Here is a 17,832-nt window from a genome sequence, read left to right on the forward strand (position 1 = left end):
TATAGGTGAATGAAGTTGTTTTTTAATATATTGTTGTTACTTGTTTTACCATTCAACAGTTTTTCGCAAAAGCCAAAAATTATTGAATGTGATGAGTTTTATAAAAGGATATCTTCGACAGAAGATATCGCAATTTTTGATATCAGGGTATTGGGGGAATACCGGCAAAATAGAATTAAAGATGCGCTCTGGGCAGGAACCAAGGACAGTTTACATTCTTTTTTGGGTGATTTGAAAAAAGAAACATCTATCTTTTTGTACTGTGATATCGGAAAAAGAAGTAAGGATTGCTCTAAATTGCTGGTTCTATTAGGATATAAAAAAGTATTCGAGCTCAAGGGCGGAATAAAAGAATGGAAAAAGAATGGTTACCCAATGGATAATTCCGTGATAAAAGACTGAAATAAATGAGCACAAACAAAAAATACACTACAGGATTAATTATATCGTGGTTGTCTATCGTTTTAAATATTATACTTTTTGGAATTAAATTTTGGGTGGGTATCTTATATAATTCGGTGGCGTTAATAGCCGATGCATGGCATACATTAACCGACTCAATTTCCTCTTTTGCGGTTCTGATTGGTATTAAAGTGTCCCTGAAACCCGCCGACGAAGATCATCCGTTTGGACATGGAAGGGCCGAACTCATTGCCACCATATTTGTAGGTATTCTGTTGGCCATTGTTGGCGCAAATTTTACGTACGAATCCATTTTAAAGCTAACTTCCCACGAATCGGTAGAATACGGTAAATGGGCAATTATTGTGACTGTGGTTTCTATAATTGTGAAAGAAATAATGGCGCAATATTCAATCATTTTTGGTAAAAAGACGGCTTCAACTTCGCTGATTGCAGATGGGTGGCACCATAGAAGCGATGCAATTTCGAGCATTGTTATCCTGACGGGTATTTTTGTAGGAAAATATTTTTGGTGGATGGACGGGGTGCTCGGGCTGATTGTTTCCTTAATGATTTTTTATACGACGTATAAAATTTTGAAAGAGGCAATGTCGCTATTTTTGGGTGAAAGAATTGAAGAAGAACTGAAAGAGAAGATTCAAAAGATAGGGTTCGATTCCTTTATGAAGGACCTGGATCCGCATCATTTTTTAATACACAAATACGGTCATCACTCCGAACTCACGTTCCATATTTCGTTACCGGGAAACATGAGTTTAACAGAAGCACACAGAATTGCCACAAAATATGAAAATGAAGTAAAGAAAAAGTTTAAAATTGGTGTCACTATCCATATCGATTCTTTGGATTAGCAGTAATTTTAAAGCATTGTTGTTTTGTATTTTAAAACGAGAATTGTCCGTATCCCTTTATCCAATAAATGCATTAAAGCTTTTGGTAATCATCAACAAATTAGGGTTTATTATCAAGTATTAAGGGCTTCACGTGTAAATTAAGGTGTTTGTGCTTTTTAACCGTGTATATTTAGTGCAAATAGTTTATAATGAAGTTGATTTATATCATTCTATTCTTCGTGTTGATCCTTTTTACCGGTTGTAATCGGAAGGGTAAAAATGTATCCGTAACCACCATGAAATTTAATTGTCGGTATACAAATGATACGATGGCAATAAATCAGCCTTATTTTGACACTTTACAGGTTTTTATAGATAAATCGAATCCGGATTTAATTAGTTTTAAAGGAACTATCTTTAGCAAGGAATGTGCAGATCATATTAATTCGAAAGGATATAGTTTTATGCCTTTGAATACAGGCCAGGATTCTAACTTAAACTTGGTTTCACCGGTTGCTTTTAAAAATACCTCTTTTGAGTTTTTGGCTTCATCCTTTAGTATGTATGATGATGATACCTTGAAGCGAGGTGAAAATGTGATTTCATGGTATCAGTTAAAAAACAAGAGTTCAGGTCATATTTTTTACCTGTTTAGTCTTGAACTACAGAAGGATTTGAACACCTACCAATCAGAATTAATTGGCTTTGATTTATTGAAAAAGATTGATAAGATAAGTGCGGGTGTTCCGGTGATACTACTTGGTGATTTTGGTAATAATAATATCATCATCAAAAACTTATTGACAGATAATTGGAAAAATACCTATCCCTTAAGCGAGGTGAAAACCCTTAACGACGGTTCTGATTTTCTGGTAAATGATTTCTTGAAAATTAAAGGTTCTTCAAGCAGAAGAACCAATGATTCAATAGTAAATAATGTGGTGATTAATTTTATGGTTAACACAGATAGGATTTCCAGAAATACTACTGGAGAGAGTTTACCGGAATAAGTTGAAAGATACACTTTTTAAGGAGTTTCTATTTCAATCTTATACCCATTGTGTTTTCGTATATTAATTACGTTATAATTATCCAGTATTAGATACTGTCCTTTTATTCCGGTTAAGGTGCCCTCTACCTTTTCTGATTTATCAAAACTTAAACTACTAATTTTAGTAGGAAATTGCTCCACAGGAAAATCGATTTCTGTTACGGTATTGTCGGCAATGCAATATTGTTTTAGTTCTTTTGGTAAATAGTTGCAGGCTTTTTCTTTTTCGAATAACAAGTCTGTCTCTTGCGTTTTTCCTTTTAGCATAGCTTGCCAGTTTGTTTTATCAGCGTAATATTGCATCAAAAACTTTTCGATGGTACCGGCAATATGGCGGTTGGGGGTCTCGGCTAAAATAATGGCTTTGGATGCGCCTTGATCTATCCATCGCGTCGGTATTTGTGTTTTGCGGGTGATACCAACCTTTAAATTGGAGGATACAGCCAAATATACCACGTGGGGTGTTAGACAGTGATTATTGGCCCATTCCTGGTCTCGTGATATACCTAAATGTGCTTTGCACGTATCGGGATGCAGAATACACTCACTGGCCTCGGGGGCTTCCATAAAACACTTATAGCAAAATCCTTGTCCGAACGATTTCTGGGTTTTTTTACCGCAGGCTATACAATTGATTTGATGCAAATAGGTTAAAACAATCTTTTGGTTGATAAATTCATTTAACGCAACAAGTTCATCTCCCACAGGTAAAGCATATTCAACTTTCTCAGCTAAGTTGCTTTTCATTTTAATTATATTGCCTTGATGTTTCATTTAATTTGGTTTATTGGTCAATAGTAATTGCTTTTTGTAAGTAGTAACCCACTAATGACCAGTGACTATTGCACTATTGACTAATAGATGGATGTGCATCCACCAGTTTATACAATTTATCCGATCTCCTGATCTTTTCTTCTATTGGAATGGAAAACCTGTCGCCTTTAACGGTTTCTTCCACGGGATTTAAATCAACCCTTATTTCGGGTACTATCATTTTTACTACGCCCGTTGTTGGGCCTGTAATCAGAATTTCATCACCTACTTTCAGGTTTTGCGTTTCCATCAGAAATTCGGCTACGCCAATTTTCGGGAAATAGTTGGTGCCTTTACCTATATATATTTTACGTTTCGAAGCCCTGTTTCCATAATTATGACTCCACTCTCCCAGCTTTTGTCCCAGATAATAACCATCCCAAAATCCGCGGTTGAAAACTGTTTCGAGTTCTTTGTTCCAGCCATCGATTTTATCCTGATCAAAACTTCCATCCAGGATGGCATTTAAAGCCTCATTATATGCTTTTACAACGGTATGTACATATTCGGGACCTCTTGCCCTACCCTCAATTTTAAACACGCGAACCCCGGCATCTACCATCTTATTTAAAAAGTGGATGGTCTTTAAATCTTTGGGCGACATGATGTATTCATTGTCTACTTCCAGCTCCTGTCCTGTTTCCTTGTCGGTAACAATATAACTTCTTCTGCAAGTTTGCAGGCAAGCACCTCTATTTGCTGAGGAAGTGGTGTTGTGCAGGCTCAAATAGCACTTTCCCGAAACAGCCATGCAGAGCGCCCCGTGACTGAACATTTCAATTTGAATCAATTCGCCTTTGGGACCTTTAATTTGTTGCAGCTGTATTTCGCGATAAATTTGGGCTACCTGGTCTAAATCAAGTTCACGCGCCAATACCACTACATCTGCATACCGGGCATAAAATTTCAACGCTTCCGTATTCGAAATATTAAGTTGGGTGCTCAAGTGCACCTCTACCCCTATTTCTCGTGCAAAGGAAATAGCGGAAACATCTGAGGCAATAACGGCAGAAATATTAGCTTCTTTTGCTGCCAGAATAACTTTACGCATCAAGTTCAAATCCCGATCGTATAGAACAGTATTCACCGTGAGATATGTTTTCACCTGGTGTTCTTGCGCTATTTTAACAATCTCGTGCAAGTCGTCTACCGTAAAGTTGTTCGATGACCGGGAACGCATATTCAATCCCTCAATGCCAAAATATACCGAATTGGCTCCTCCCTGAATGGCGGCCCTTAGCGATTCGTACGAACCTACCGGTGCCATTATTTCAAATTCTTCTCTATTCATTGTAACCATACCTGTTAAGCGAAAGCAAAAGTACTCAATTTATGTGGAATTAGGTTTTTGAATCTTTTTTTGTTATTATCAAACTAAACAGTATGTAAATGGTTCATATACTGAGACAGCAAAATTATGCTTTTCAGTTCTTTTTTAATGTGATTCATTTTACTTCCTTTGCGTATTATTTAAATCTTACTTTTCTTAAAAATGAGAATTGGATTCGATGCCAAAAGGGCTTTTTTTAACACCAGCGGTTTAGGCAATTATAGCCGAAGCCTGATCAGTAATTTGAGTAAATTTGCACCTGAAAACGAGTACGTTTTATTTAAAAATCAAGATAAGAAGGGTATAGATTTTACATTTGGAAGTAATACGAGAGTGATAACTCCTCAATCAGGCTTTTATAAAAGATTTCATTCCCTTTGGAGAACATATGGAAAATCAAGTGATATTAGCAAAAATAAAATAGATGTTTATCATGGTTTAAGCCACGAACTTCCGGTTGGAATAAAAAAAACAAATGTCAAATCGGTGGTTACGATGCACGATGTCATTTTTTTGCGATTTCCCGAATTATTTTCACCGTCATATAGATATATATTCACAAATAAATACAAGCACGCCTGTCAAAATGCGGATGATATTGTTGCTATTAGTGAACAGTCTAAGATGGATGTCATCAAGTATTTTAATGTGGCCGAAGAAAAAATTAAAGTGGTTTATCAGGGTTGTAATCCCATTTATTACGATCAGGTATCCACTCCGTATAAGGAAAAAATGATAACCAAGTATAATTTGCCCAAGCAATTTATACTTTATGTGGGTACTATTGAAAAACGAAAAAATGCGCTTGGAATTATTGAAGCCTTGCATGATGGCAATTTAGATTTACCATTAATTATTATTGGAAGGCCAACCGATTATAAAAAAGAAATTGAAGCCTATATTTCTAAAAACAATATACAATCACAAGTCACGTTTTTACATGGAGTACCTACCCGAGATTTACCTGCTTTATATCAGTTATCTTTGGCGTTTGTCTATCCCAGCCTTTTCGAGGGATTTGGGATTCCAATTCTGGAAGCTTTAAACTCAGGAACACCAGTAATCACTTCAAAAGGAAGTTGTTTTCCCGAGGTTGGAGGAAATGGTGCGCAATATGTGGAGTATGGAAATAAGGAAGAGATGATTGAAGTTTTAAAAAAGGTGGCAAGCTCAGTGGATTTAAGAAAAGAAATGATTAGCAAGGGATACAACCAGGCTCTAAAGTTTAGAGAAGATAAGTTGGTTGCGGATATGATTCGTGTTTATAAAAAACTTTTATAAGATTGTGATGTCACAAAAAGAAAATAAAATAGCCATCATTCCTTTAAGAGCGGGTTCTAAGGGAATAGTCAATAAAAACAGGAAAAAGATATTCGGACGTCCTTTGTTTGCATGGGTGCTAACTGAGGCTATTCAAAGTAAACTGGATCAAGTGTATGTATTTACCGATGATACGGTAATAAAATCATACATAGAAAAAGAATATACCTGGACAAACAAGGTTACTGTGGTGGAGCGGAGTGCCGAAAGTGCCTCGGATACAGCTTCTACCGAGGCTGGTATGGTGGAGCTGGCCGAGAAGCTGGACTATCAATTCAGTCATTACTTTTTGTTGCAGGCAACCTCTCCCCTTACAACGGCTGCCGATATCGACAAATGCATCGATACCTTAAAAAAAGAGGGTGTTGATTCTGTTTTGACGGCGGTGAAAACACATCGTTTTATCTGGAACAGTAAAGGGGAAAGTTTAAACTACGATTACCTGAACCGTCCGCGACGACAGGATTTTGAAGGTTTGATCATCGAAAACGGAGCAGTGTATGGTTGTACTGCGGAAACTTTTAAAAATACCAACAACCGCCTGGGAGGAAATATTCAGGTGGTTGAAATGGAAGAAGACACCCTGACAGAGATTGATGAACCGGCCGACCTGATCATTATTGAACAATTATTAAAAAAGCGGCTTTTACAAAGTAAAAAACCACTGGGTAGTATTAGATATCTGGTGTTGGATGTGGATGGTGTTTTTACCGATGCAACCGTATCATATACTCAGGATGGCGAATTTTCCAAAAACTTTAGCTTCGTGGACGGAATGGGGCTTGAAGTGTTAAGGGATAATAGCATTGAACCCATCATTATGACCTCGGAGAACAGTGATTTGGTAAAGAAACGTATGGAAAAGCTCCAGATTAAGCGTTGTTATCTGGGTGTAAAAGACAAGTACGCCTTATTGAATAGTATTTTGCCCGAGCTAGGGGTGCTACGAAACCAAATCGCTTACCTGGGAGACGATATCAACGATTTATCGAATATATTATCGGTAGGCTGGGGCGCTTGTCCCATAAATGCGACCGGGCAAGTGGCCAACAATGCGGATATTAAACTATCGGCCAATGGCGGCAAGGGGGCTATCCGCGAGTTGGTGGAGTTTTTAATAAGTTTTAATCAAAGAATATAAAAATACAAGCATATAGTTATGAAGGAAGCAAAAGTTATTGCCGAGATAGGATGTAATCACAAAGGTGATATGGAAATTGCCAAAGAGTTAATTCAAATGGCTAAGGTATTTTGTAAGGCGGATATTGTTAAGTTTCAGAAAAGAGCCAACAAAGAATTGCTAACCGAGGAGCAATATAACGCACCGCATCCTAATCCTATGCATTCATATGGAGATACGTATGGCGAACACAGGGAATTTCTGGAGTTTGAGGTAGATCAGCACAGGGAACTGAAACAGTTTTGTGACGAGATAGGTATCGAGTATTCAACTTCGGTTTGGGATCTGACGTCGGCAAAAGAGATGGCATCCTTCGAACCTAAACTGTTAAAAATTCCTTCGGCTTGCAACAACAACTTTGAAATGCTGGAATGGCTGGCTTTAAACTATAAAGGCGAAATTCATGTCTCTACCGGAATGACCACCAAGCAGGAGATAGAAGATATTATTACTTTCTTCCAGAAATTTGACAGGAACAAAGATTTGGTGATTTACAGTTGTACTTCCGGATATCCCGTTCCTTTCGAAGATATCTCGTTGCTGGAAATTACCAACCTGAAAGAAAAATACGGCCATTTGGTAAAGGAAATAGGTTTTTCAGGCCATCATCTGGGAATATCGGTGGATATTGCCGCATATACCCTTGGAGCCACTTACATTGAAAGACATTATACCCTGGACAGGACCTGGAAGGGTACCGATCATTCAGCGTCCCTGGAACCGGATGGCTTGCGCAGACTTTGCAGGGATTTAAAAGCGGTGAATAAGGCATTGACCTATAAAGAAAAAGATATCCTGGATATAGAAAAGGTACAACGCGATAAATTAAAGTATCGTAAGTAATATGTAATGAAAAACCTGTTTTATATTCATCGATTTCCTTTTAACAAAGAAGCTTTTATCAGGGACGAGTTTCAATACTTTATCTCGAAAGGGTATCGTGTGAAGTATCTTGATATTTCTAATCTGTTAAAGAAAAAAGAGTTGGGAGCAGCATGCCCGGATTCTTTAAAAGAGCATGTAATTCCTTTTGACAGTAAAAAAGAATTTCGAAATTTCTTATACGAAAATAGAACAGGTTCTGTAATCATTACGGATGTAGGATTATTGGCCAATAGCGCATGGATGTATGTAGCTATTTTTAAGGCTAGGATACCTTACATACTATTCGAGAATTCAGTCTTACCCAGGATTAACAGATCAGGAACTAAAATGAGTAAGGCCGGATTGTTTAAATTTTTTAAGCGTTTTAATTACAGCAAAATATATAAAAAGCCGGTAGAGATTATTACTCATACGATTGCTAAATTAATGCTTTATCCGGCCCAGATGATTATTACATCCAAACCCAGGTTAAGCGCTGAAAAACGAGGCTTAAAAGGAGAAAAAACCCTTATGAAATATTCCATGTCGCTCGATTATAAAGTGGCCATGGATGTTGGAAAGGAAGGGACGGTAAAAGAGCCTTATGCCGTTTTTGTAGATCAGTATTTTGTGCATCATCCCGATTTTAAAACAAATCATATTGTACACTTTTTTACGGCGGATGAATATTATAGCGAGCTTAATAAGTTTTTACGTGATTTTTCAATTGAAACCGGGCTAAAGGTGGTTATAGCTTCACATCCACGAAGAAGCGAGGAACAAACAAAGGATTTTAACCCGGAATTTGATGTTTATTACAATAAAACGGCAGAACTCGTTAAGAACAGTAAAATAGCTTTGATACACTTTTCAACGGCTATTAATTATGCGGTAATCTTTAAAAAGCCGTTTATGCTGTTAAACTCTGCCTTATTTAAAAACAGTAGTGTGGACGAAGAGGTGATGATGTTTTGTAATTATTTTAATAAACAACCCATTTATACTTCTGATTATCAAAATAAAATTGAGGATTTTAAAAATGGGATAAATGAGGTTGACGATACTAAATACGAAGAGTTTTTTAATACTTATATCAAGCATCCCAAGGCAGAAAATGAAACTTTTAAGGAGCAGATCGAGGGCATTTTATTGAAGTTGGATAGTTAACTGTGTAATGGTATGAAAAATGTTTATTTTATAGATCGTTTTCCTTTTAATAAGGAGTTTTATATCAGAAACGAATTTGATTTTTTGGAAGAAAATGGATTCAATGTAAAATTTTTGGATATTACGAAGTTTCTTAAACGTCAAAAAATTGAATGCACCTTGCCCAAAGAATATGAAAAATTCGTTTTACGATTTTCTTCAAAAAAGGAGTTTGGTGAATTTATTCTTAACCATATTAACGATTCCGTAATTTTATCGAGGGTGCCTTATGTTGCAAGCAGCGGTTGGATGTACTATAAAATTTTTAAAAGTAAGATACCCTATGTGATAATTGAACATACTTCCTTTCCATCTATTAATTCAAAAACTAAACTAGAAGATTTACGGAACAGGTATATTAAGTTTTTTAAAAAACTTAACTTTAAAAAAGTATTAAGCAAACCAATGGAAGTGTATCATTATTATGCGTCGTTGCTTTATCTAAAATCTGCGCATATGATAATTACTTCTAAAATTAACACTAAATCTATTTTTGATAAATTGGTGGGGCAAGATACTACCATAAAGTATTCATTGTCTCCGGACTATAAGGTAGCCATGGAGGTTGACGATACTATTGATATTGGAGAAGAATTTGCAGTATTTGTGGATCAATATTTCGTTCATCATCCTGATTTTAAAACGCACCACATTATTCATGATTTTACGGAAAATCAATATTATAGCGAAATAAATGGCTTTTTAGTAGCTTTTAAAAAGCAAACAGGTTTAAAAGTTGTGATAGCTTCTCATCCAAGAAGAAGAGATGCGCATACCGATGACTTTTTACCGGAGTTTGATTTACTTTTTAACAAGACAGCCGAATTAATTAAAAAGTCAAAGATTGTATTGTTACATTTTTCCACCGCAATAAATTTTGCCGTTATCTTCAAAAAACCATTTTTATTACTTAACTCAGATATGTTCAATAACAGCAATGTGTTGACTGGGATTATGATGTTTTCTACCTTTTTTAACAAAGAAACTATTAATATGAGTGATGTAAATAGCGAGCTGGTAAGTAGTCAGTTAGATTTGGTAGATGAGGATAAATACGACGAATTTTTAGAAAAATTTATCAGACATCCCAAAGCAACAAATGAGACCTTTAGAGACCAGCTATTTTATATATACAGTGATTTGAAAAGCTAATTTGTTTTTTCAAAATACTTCTGTAATACCAATACCGAAATCAAATCTTCCCTTTTTTTGTTTTTAAACTGATTTACGTATTTATTCGCATTTAAACGTATCTCAACGGCTTTTTCAGGATGATTGATGTAGTATTCCAATTTCTGGTTTAAATCGGAATAATCGTCCTTAATATGGATATAATGGTAATCGGGTTTCAGGGTGCCTTCCATAAACCATGTTTCGTATTTTGGGGTTGGCATTATGGCCACCGAATTGGACGACATGATCCATTTTAAATTGGAAGCCACGTCGTTTCCTTCCAACGAAAGGATAAATTTATATTTCAGTTGTTCCGCAATATTCAATTTGTCCACCAACCATTCCGTTTCAACATCCGCATTATTTACATGCCCCACATCACAAAGAGGATTATTGAAATGTTTTTCTAAAAACTCGATTCTCTGTGGCTGATGTTTCCAAATATTACCTCTCCAAACGAGTTGGTTCTTCTTTTTTGTAAAAGGTAAATTTTCGCTTATGAAAATAAAATGACGAATTTTATTGAGGTTGAGAAGCACCGAATTGGCATTGTAGTCACCTATAGGTCTGCTTTTTACAATGGATGGGTCGTCCGGTATTTGCGTTACATCACCAAACTCGTAGGCAAACTTGTATTCCGGCTTGAAATATCGGGTATACTGCCAGGTATCAAAAAAATAGGTGGAATCCTTGCCGGTAAAAACAAAATCGGCCAAAGGTTTTACAGGCTTTTTAAAGGTAACCCTGTCATGGAGTTTATTATAGTAATGTACCCTTTTTTCAATGTATGCCTGATCAAAATCTTTTAACCGTTTAATTTTTTTACGCAATCCATTTTTAGAAAATGGAGATAGAAATTTCAACCTCACAAAATTTTTTAAATAATATGCAGGCTTAAAATTTTTGTGCTTAACGGTTAAAAGCATTGAATGTAATTTATTTAAACCAACCATCCTTCCGTTACCTTTTGGGGTGTACCAAGTTAAAAGTAATTTTGAAAAAACGAGCTTAATTGGATTATATATTAAAAGTATATTTTCAACATTGAAATGTTTTTAGTCAGCGAAGACATATGAATGTCGTTTAATTTCCTGAACAATTTGTTTGGGTGTAATATCCACCAGGCACTTTTTAATTTCCTTCAGTTTACACTTGGTATTACCGTGTTTACTGCAAGGCTGACAAGGCAGGTTTAAATCAAAAATCTTCATTTTTTCACCGGTGGGATAACCAAAAGCCGTTGGTCCGATAATGGCGCAGCCCGGAACATTAAACAAGTCGGCGGCATGTAAAAATCCGGTGTCGCCACTCACCACATACCTCGATTTAGAAGTCACACAAAAGCTCTCTAACAAAGATGTCTTTCCTGCTAAATTGATTACCCTATCCGGAGCAGCATCCGCAATTTCACGGCAAAAATCATCCTGTGGTCCGGCCAGTATATTAAAATGGAAATCGGGGAGCAAGGTCACCAGTTTTTTCCAGTATTCAACAGGCCATCTTTTTAACTCCCAGGCAGCGGAGGGAACCAATGTTATTGTTTTGGATGGTTGGTCCTGTAACAGTCCCTTACATTTGATTTCTGTTTCTTCTGGAAATACCCAATTATCGTGTGGGGTAAAGAAATCGTGGATACCCCACTTTTTTAGGGGATTTCGGAACGATTCAAAAGCTCTGAACGGTTTCGGGAGCAGGTTTATCCTGAAATTAAACAAGAGCATTCTTTTCAGCCTGTCTTTTCTTCGGGTGATTAATTTGCTTCCAACTCCAAAGGGGCAAATAATGGTTTTTAATATATTGGAGCGGATATTACTGTGTGCATCGTAAACATGCGTGTAGCCTTCTTTTTTCAGTTGAGTGGCTAATTTTATTAATCCACCCATCCCCTCTTTTCTGTCGAACTCGATTAATTGATCAATACGGGGATCAATTTTTAATAAGGATGCTAAATCTTTCCGCACAACCCAGTGGATTTCGCAATTTGGGTGATGGTTTTTAAACCCTCCGGTAACCGACATACATTGAATGATGTCGCCAATTGAACTTAGCCTGATGATTAATATCTTCTTCTTGTCCACGGAATTTTCAGATTAAACAGAATAGTACAGTACTGTTTTTTATTAAATGGTATGCAAATGTAATGGTTTGTATTGAATTATTAGAATAGTTAGGGGGTTGGGTTTGTAAACAAGATACTATAAGTAATCATGTTTTGGCAAATGCTGTTTTTTGATAATAACAAAAAAACCGATACCATGAGTGGTATCGGTTTTCATTAAAATATTCTTATTTATTTTTTTATAGATCCAATTAATACCGTAGCATTATTGTTTTTACATTCAAAAACACCGCCGTCGCAATTAAAAAAATGCTCTTTACCATCTTTACTAAACACCCTTATTTTTCCTGAAGTCAATGTAGAAACAATGGGGGCGTGGTTTTTTAAAACGGTAAAACTGCCGTCAATGCCAGGTAATTGAATAAAACCCACATCGGCCGAAAACAATATTTTTTCGGGCGTTATGATCTGTAATTTTAAATCATTCATAATTTCTGAATTGTATTACCACTCATCACCATTGACTGATTATCTATTTCGCTTCGGCCAATAGTCTTTCGCCTTTTTCAATGGCTTCTTCTATGGTTCCCACCAGGTTAAATGCAGCCTCGGGATATTTGTCCACCTCACCGTCAATAATCATGTTGAAACCTTTAATGGTATCTTCAATGCTAACAAAAGTACCTTTTAAACCGGTAAACTGTTCGGCAACATGGAATGGTTGTGATAGGAAACGTTGTACCCTACGTGCCCTGTGCACCACTTGTTTATCTTCTTCCGACAGTTCTTCCATACCAAGAATAGCAATAATATCCTGCAATTCTTTATAGCGTTGAAGAATTTCCTTTACTCTTTGGGCCGTATTGTAATGTTTGTCCCCAACAATATCAGGGGATAAAATCCTTGATGTAGAATCCAATGGGTCTACGGCCGGATAAATACCCAGCTCTGCAATTTTACGGCTTAGTACGGTTGTGGCATCCAGGTGTGTAAAGGTAGTTGCGGGAGCCGGGTCTGTCAAGTCATCGGCAGGTACATACACAGCTTGTACCGAGGTGATAGAGCCACTTTTGGTAGATGTGATACGTTCCTGTAACTCACCCATTTCGGAGGATAGCGTTGGTTGGTACCCCACAGCGGATGGCATACGTCCCAAAAGGGCGGACACCTCGGAGCCGGCTTGCGTGAATCGGAAGATGTTATCTACAAACAAAAGGATATCCTTACCTGTACCGGAACCGTCTCCGTCGCGGAAACTCTCGGCAATACTTAACCCGGACAGTGCTACTCGGGCACGGGCACCCGGAGGCTCATTCATCTGGCCGAATACCATGGTTACCTGCGATTTGTCCAGGGCTTTTTTATCTACTTTGGATAAATCCCAGCCACCTTCTTCCATACTCTTTTTAAACTCTTCGCCATAGTTTACAATGCCCGCTTCAATCATCTCGCGAAGCAAATCGTTACCTTCACGGGTACGTTCGCCTACCCCTGCAAATACGGATAGACCGTCGTAGCCCTTGGCAATATTATTGATCAACTCCTGGATTAGAACCGTTTTTCCTACTCCGGCACCTCCGAAAAGGCCAATTTTACCCCCTTTGGCATAGGGTTCAATCAAGTCAATGACCTTAATTCCCGTAAAAAGAATCTCTGATTCGGTGGATAATTCTTCAAATTTGGGCGGTTCCCTGTGAATAGGCGTTCCATTTTCTTTTGTAATATCTCCAATACCGTCAATCGCTTTTCCGGTCACACTCAGCAATCGTCCCTTTACATAATCGGCAGGAGGCATCAAAATCGGCTGTCCCGTTGCCACTACCTTCATTCCGCGAACAAGTCCGTCGGTAGCATCCATAGAAATACATCTAATCGTTTGCTCGCCAATATGTTGTTGACATTCAATGGTAATAATCTCACCATTATCGCGGGTTATCTCAAGTGCATCTAAGATACTAGGAAGTTCCTGATCTACTAAATCAAAACTAACATCAATAACAGGTCCCACTACTTGAATGATTTTCCCTTCTAATTGTTTCATAATACAAGTTTACCTTTATGGCAACCATTAACACTAACGTTAATGATGGCTTAATGAGATATAGAGATATTAATCAAATTGTTAAAATAACAAATGCTAAAAATAACAAGATTGTTGAATAAGTACTAATTAATTCTTTGCATTAATTTGGAAGCAAAGTTTTCCAGTTCATTTTTTACCGAGTAATCTCCATCGATTTGGGATAAGCAATGAATGGCCTTTTCATAATACTCTTTCATTTTGTTTTTCGAGGCCGTATCTACCGACAGCTTTACATATATCTTTTTTACCGCCTCAATTTTTTCATTATAATCGAAATCTTCTACGGTAATCCAATCCATTAAGTTTCTTTTATCCTCTTTTTCCGCTTTTTTTAATGCCGTAAGCAGTAAAAAAGTTTTTTTGTTGGCAATAATGTCGCCTCCAATTTTCTTTCCGAAGGTATCCTGATTTCCAAAAGTGTCCAAAAAGTCGTCTTGTAACTGGAATGCCAATCCTATATTTATTCCGAAATGATAGATGAGTTCGGCTTCGTGCACGGATGCATTTGCCAAAATAGCGCCCATTTTTAAACTTCCTGCCAACAAAATAGCTGTCTTTAACCTGATCATTTCAAGGTACTCCTCTACCGTTACATCGTTCCGGGTTTCAAACTCCATATCGTACTGCTGGCCTTCGCAAACTCCCAGTGCCACAGCGTTAAAAAGCGCAATGACTTTGGGCAATTTATCGGGATCGCACTGGCAAACAAACTGATGTGCCTTTATCATCATGGCATCGCCCGACAAAATGGCCGCATTGGTGTTCCATTTTTTATGAACCGTAGGATTATTTCGTCGGACTTCTGCATTGTCCATTATATCGTCGTGTAGCAAAGTAAAATTATGAAACACCTCCAATCCTAATGCCGGGTACAATATTTTTTCGGGCTGATGCCCGAACAATTGGGCGGCCATCAAACACAATACAGGCCGGATTCGTTTTCCACCTTGTGCCAAGGTATATGCTATCGGAGTATATAATTCCTGAGGCTCAGTTACAAAATTTATCTTTTCAAGTTCGGCATTAACAAGTTGCTGGGTTTCTTTTATGTTGAGCATTTTGTTCGGTCTGTTTAGTTTTACTCTGTTCTGTCAACAGGTACTTTTTCAATTTTCAAATCTTCAATTTCAATATCTTCGTCTTCGTTATAAATATGAAGTAACGGTTCCCTGAAGGATTCGTTCGTAATTTGTTTCTCTAACGATAACAATAACGACGGTAGCAAGATTAAGTTCGAAACAAGGGCTATTAATAATGTCACAGCAACTAAAATACCCAATGCTACGGTGCCCCCAAATTCTGAAAAACCGAATATTCCGAAGCCAAAAAACAAGATAATAGAAGTGTATATCATACTCACACCTGTTTCTTTGAGTGCCAATACAACTGCGGCCTTAATACTCCAGTTTGTTTCGCCTAATTCCTGACGGTATTTGGCCAGATAGTGTATCGTATCGTCAACGGAAATACCGAAAGCGATGCTAAAAACCAATATTGTGGAAGGTTTTATAGGAATTCCAAAGTACCCCATCAGGGCGGCCGTCATGAGTAACGGAATCAAGTTCGGTATCAGCGACACGATCACCATACGTTTAGACGAAAACATCCAGGCCATAAAAGAGGCTATTAAAACAATGGCCAAAAACAAGCTTATAAACAAATTACGAATCAAATATTTGGTTCCTTTAAAAAAGAGTACACTGGCCCCGGTAACCGAAGTGCTGTACCTCTCCTCCGGAAATAATTCACCCATAAGTTCAATCACCAATTTGTTGAGCGCTGTCATTTTTGTGGTACCAATATCTTTTAACCTGTAACTCAGTCTTGTTTTTTGTTTCAAGGAGTCGATAAATGTATTGATAACCTGTTGTTGTTCGCCTCCTCCTTTTGAAACATAGGATAACAAAAAGTTACGTTCCTGGTTACTTGGGATATCGTAGTATTTCGGATTTCCATTGTAAAACCCCTGGCGGGCAAACTTAACCACTTCGGTAAGGGATAGGGCATTAGAAATTTCGGGATGCGACGAAAGTTTTTTGTTGAGCAAGTCCATTTTTTTAAGATTGCTTGTCCTGAGTACACCGTTGGGTTTTTGGGTATCGATCATGATTTCCAACGGCATCAACCCGTCAAAGTTCTCTTCGAAGAACTTCAGGTCAAGATAAAGCGGATCTTCATGTGGAATATCGTCCAGCATATAACCTGTTGTTTTAATGTTGGTGATTCCGATAATGCCGAATATTAAAATTATGCCGGTTGTTATATAAACAGTGTTTCGATGATTTAAAGAGATATGCACCAGTTTGTCTACTATATTATTCACCGCCTTATTATCGAGATGGTTTAAGTGCCTTTGTTTTGGAACCGACAAAAAGCTAAACATAATCGGGATCAACAGCAACGACAGAATAAACACACCAATAATATTTATGGCCGCTATTATACCAAACTCAACCAATATCCGGCTACTGGTAAATATAAAGGTTGCAAAGCCCGAAGCAGTGGTAAGATTGGTTAAAAACGTGGCATTACCTATTTTACAGATTACACGTTGTAAAGCTTTTATTTTGTTTCCGTGCTTACGGTACTCCTGGTGGTATTTGTTGAGCAGAAATACAGAGTTGGGAATTCCGATAACTATAATGAGCGGAGGGATCATCCCGGTTAAAATGGTGATTTTGAATCCAAACAAGGACTGTGTACCTAATGCCCATATAACAGCCATTCCTACTACTAGCATTGAGAATATCATTACCTTAAACGACCTGAAAAATAAAAAAAGGATAACGGCAGTGATTCCTAAGGCCATAAAAATGAACATATTCAGTTCTTTTTTGACCATTTCGGCAGTCGTTACCCTGATAAACGGCAATCCGGAATAATGCAAATCTATTTTGGTTTTGGCCGTATAATCCGCTCCCATTTTAACAATCTGTTCAATGAGTTCAACACGCTCGGGACTTTGCAAAATATGGGGTTCAAGGGTGATGGCCATTAAGTAAGAATCCTTACTTTTATTGTAAATATTACTTTGGTAAAATGGAAGTTGATAAAACTTGTTTTTAATGGAGTCAAGCTCATGCTGCGATGACACCTTACCTTTAAATAAGGGTTCAATTTCAAACCGCTTTTCTTTTATGTTTTTGACAAGATTATATGATTCCGATACCGAAAAAACAGAACTGACGCCTTTAATGGAATCAATATCGGAACTTAACTTAGTCCAGTTCATGTAATTGGCTAGTTGAAAGAAATCTTTGTCTTTTACGCCAATAACCATTAGATTTCCTTCATTTCCAAATACTTCCTTAAAGGCTTCATATTCCAGATAAGCCGGGTCATCTTCGGGTAACAAAGGCGCATATTGGTACGACATTTGAACATCGGCGGCTTTGTAGGCCATGAAAACGGTGACCAGGGATAATATGGTTAAAAGCAGAATCCTGTTTTTTAATATGGTGCGAGCGATAAAAATCCACATGTTATTTAAATGGTAT

At 37.3% G+C, this 17,832-nt stretch carries 16 protein-coding genes; 8 read left to right on the forward strand and 8 right to left on the reverse strand.

Annotated elements, in window-relative coordinates; genetic code table 11:
- Positions 1–9 precede the first annotated feature (9 nt).
- The 3 genes from ACT29I_RS10625 to ACT29I_RS10635 all read left to right on the forward strand — a co-directional run bounded on the left by ACT29I_RS10625 (position 10) and on the right by ACT29I_RS10635 (position 2,266).
- The gene (locus ACT29I_RS10625; RefSeq protein WP_430932391.1) at positions 10–402 is read left to right on the forward strand and encodes a rhodanese-like domain-containing protein; all 393 of its coding nucleotides are present in this window, start codon (positions 10–12) and stop codon (positions 400–402) included.
- 5 nt (positions 403–407) lie between these two features.
- Positions 408–1,274 (forward strand): cation diffusion facilitator family transporter, encoded by an 867-nt coding sequence (locus tag ACT29I_RS10630; RefSeq protein ID WP_430932389.1) that lies wholly within the window; start codon positions 408–410, stop codon positions 1,272–1,274.
- Positions 1,275–1,585: 311 nt separating this feature from the next.
- Complete coding sequence (locus tag ACT29I_RS10635; protein WP_430932388.1) at positions 1,586–2,266, forward strand: hypothetical protein; 681 nt, start codon at positions 1,586–1,588, stop codon at positions 2,264–2,266.
- 17 nt (positions 2,267–2,283) lie between these two features.
- Here the strand turns inward: ACT29I_RS10635 and ACT29I_RS10640 are convergent, their stop codons facing one another.
- Both ACT29I_RS10640 and ACT29I_RS10645 read right to left on the reverse strand, forming a co-directional pair.
- Complete coding sequence (locus ACT29I_RS10640) at positions 2,284–3,081, reverse strand: DUF2797 domain-containing protein (protein WP_430932387.1); 798 nt, start codon at positions 3,079–3,081, stop codon at positions 2,284–2,286.
- A 73-nt stretch (positions 3,082–3,154) separates the two neighbouring features.
- Positions 3,155–4,411 (reverse strand): peptidase U32 family protein, encoded by a 1,257-nt coding sequence (locus ACT29I_RS10645; RefSeq protein ID WP_430932386.1) that lies wholly within the window; start codon positions 4,409–4,411, stop codon positions 3,155–3,157.
- A 201-nt stretch (positions 4,412–4,612) separates the two neighbouring features.
- On the opposite strand from ACT29I_RS10645, the gene ACT29I_RS10650 reads away from it, so the two are divergent.
- Genes ACT29I_RS10650 through ACT29I_RS10670 form a run of 5 tightly spaced genes read left to right on the forward strand, consistent with a single transcriptional unit; the run spans position 4,613 to position 10,172 of the window.
- Positions 4,613–5,731: a glycosyltransferase family 4 protein gene (locus ACT29I_RS10650; protein ID WP_444793403.1), complete on the forward strand. Its 1,119-nt coding sequence runs from the start codon at positions 4,613–4,615 to the stop codon at positions 5,729–5,731.
- A 7-nt stretch (positions 5,732–5,738) separates the two neighbouring features.
- A complete protein-coding gene (locus ACT29I_RS10655) occupies positions 5,739–6,911 on the forward strand; it encodes a cytidylyltransferase domain-containing protein (RefSeq protein ID WP_444793404.1) in 1,173 nt (390 codons plus the stop codon).
- Positions 6,912–6,929: 18 nt separating this feature from the next.
- Positions 6,930–7,793, forward strand: coding sequence for an N-acetylneuraminate synthase family protein (locus tag ACT29I_RS10660; protein WP_430932383.1), 864 nt, complete (start codon positions 6,930–6,932; stop codon positions 7,791–7,793).
- 6 nt (positions 7,794–7,799) lie between these two features.
- Positions 7,800–8,981, forward strand: coding sequence for a hypothetical protein (locus tag ACT29I_RS10665; protein ID WP_430932382.1), 1,182 nt, complete (start codon positions 7,800–7,802; stop codon positions 8,979–8,981).
- Positions 8,982–8,993: 12 nt separating this feature from the next.
- Positions 8,994–10,172 (forward strand): hypothetical protein, encoded by a 1,179-nt coding sequence (locus tag ACT29I_RS10670; RefSeq protein ID WP_430932381.1) that lies wholly within the window; start codon positions 8,994–8,996, stop codon positions 10,170–10,172.
- Here the strand turns inward: ACT29I_RS10670 and ACT29I_RS10675 are convergent.
- The 6 genes from ACT29I_RS10675 to ACT29I_RS10700 form a co-directional block, all read right to left on the reverse strand.
- Positions 10,169–11,056, reverse strand: coding sequence for a glycosyl transferase family 90 (locus ACT29I_RS10675; protein ID WP_430932380.1), 888 nt, complete (start codon positions 11,054–11,056; stop codon positions 10,169–10,171). The genes ACT29I_RS10670 and ACT29I_RS10675 overlap by 4 nt on opposite strands.
- A gap of 192 nt (positions 11,057–11,248) precedes the next feature.
- Complete coding sequence (locus ACT29I_RS10680; protein ID WP_430932379.1) at positions 11,249–12,271, reverse strand: glycosyltransferase family 9 protein; 1,023 nt, start codon at positions 12,269–12,271, stop codon at positions 11,249–11,251.
- A gap of 212 nt (positions 12,272–12,483) precedes the next feature.
- Entirely contained in the window at positions 12,484–12,741 is a 258-nt protein-coding gene (gene atpC / locus ACT29I_RS10685; protein WP_430932378.1) for an ATP synthase F1 subunit epsilon, read from the reverse strand.
- Between the two features lie 43 nt (positions 12,742–12,784).
- Positions 12,785–14,293 carry a F0F1 ATP synthase subunit beta gene (gene atpD, locus ACT29I_RS10690; protein ID WP_430932377.1) on the reverse strand — a complete coding sequence of 503 codons (1,509 nt, stop codon included), beginning with the start codon at positions 14,291–14,293 and terminating at the stop codon, positions 12,785–12,787.
- A 125-nt stretch (positions 14,294–14,418) separates the two neighbouring features.
- Positions 14,419–15,393, reverse strand: a complete 975-nt coding sequence (locus tag ACT29I_RS10695; protein WP_430932376.1) for a polyprenyl synthetase family protein — start codon at positions 15,391–15,393, stop codon at positions 14,419–14,421.
- 20 nt (positions 15,394–15,413) lie between these two features.
- Entirely contained in the window at positions 15,414–17,816 is a 2,403-nt protein-coding gene (locus ACT29I_RS10700; RefSeq protein WP_430932375.1) for an efflux RND transporter permease subunit, read from the reverse strand.
- Positions 17,817–17,832 lie beyond the last annotated feature (16 nt).

This window comes from Saccharicrinis sp. GN24d3 (assembly GCF_052400645.1).
Taxonomy (GTDB): domain Bacteria; phylum Bacteroidota; class Bacteroidia; order Bacteroidales; family Marinilabiliaceae; genus Saccharicrinis.

Coding starts and splice junctions, on each gene's coding strand:
- ACT29I_RS10645 (WP_430932386.1), bottom strand. CDS start 4,411: ATGAATAGAGAAGAATTTGAAATAATGGCACCGGTAGGTTCGTACGAA.
- atpD (WP_430932377.1), bottom strand. CDS start 14,293: ATGAAACAATTAGAAGGGAAAATCATTCAAGTAGTGGGACCTGTTATT.
- atpC (WP_430932378.1), bottom strand. CDS start 12,741: ATGAATGATTTAAAATTACAGATCATAACGCCCGAAAAAATATTGTTT.
- ACT29I_RS10665 (WP_430932382.1), top strand. CDS start 7,800: ATGAAAAACCTGTTTTATATTCATCGATTTCCTTTTAACAAAGAAGCT.
- ACT29I_RS10640 (WP_430932387.1), bottom strand. CDS start 3,081: ATGAAACATCAAGGCAATATAATTAAAATGAAAAGCAACTTAGCTGAG.
- ACT29I_RS10625 (WP_430932391.1), top strand. CDS start 10: ATGAAGTTGTTTTTTAATATATTGTTGTTACTTGTTTTACCATTCAAC.
- ACT29I_RS10630 (WP_430932389.1), top strand. CDS start 408: ATGAGCACAAACAAAAAATACACTACAGGATTAATTATATCGTGGTTG.
- ACT29I_RS10655 (WP_444793404.1), top strand. CDS start 5,739: ATGTCACAAAAAGAAAATAAAATAGCCATCATTCCTTTAAGAGCGGGT.
- ACT29I_RS10700 (WP_430932375.1), bottom strand. CDS start 17,816: ATGTGGATTTTTATCGCTCGCACCATATTAAAAAACAGGATTCTGCTT.
- ACT29I_RS10650 (WP_444793403.1), top strand. CDS start 4,613: ATGAGAATTGGATTCGATGCCAAAAGGGCTTTTTTTAACACCAGCGGT.
- ACT29I_RS10670 (WP_430932381.1), top strand. CDS start 8,994: ATGAAAAATGTTTATTTTATAGATCGTTTTCCTTTTAATAAGGAGTTT.
- ACT29I_RS10635 (WP_430932388.1), top strand. CDS start 1,586: ATGGCAATAAATCAGCCTTATTTTGACACTTTACAGGTTTTTATAGAT.
- ACT29I_RS10660 (WP_430932383.1), top strand. CDS start 6,930: ATGAAGGAAGCAAAAGTTATTGCCGAGATAGGATGTAATCACAAAGGT.
- ACT29I_RS10695 (WP_430932376.1), bottom strand. CDS start 15,393: ATGCTCAACATAAAAGAAACCCAGCAACTTGTTAATGCCGAACTTGAA.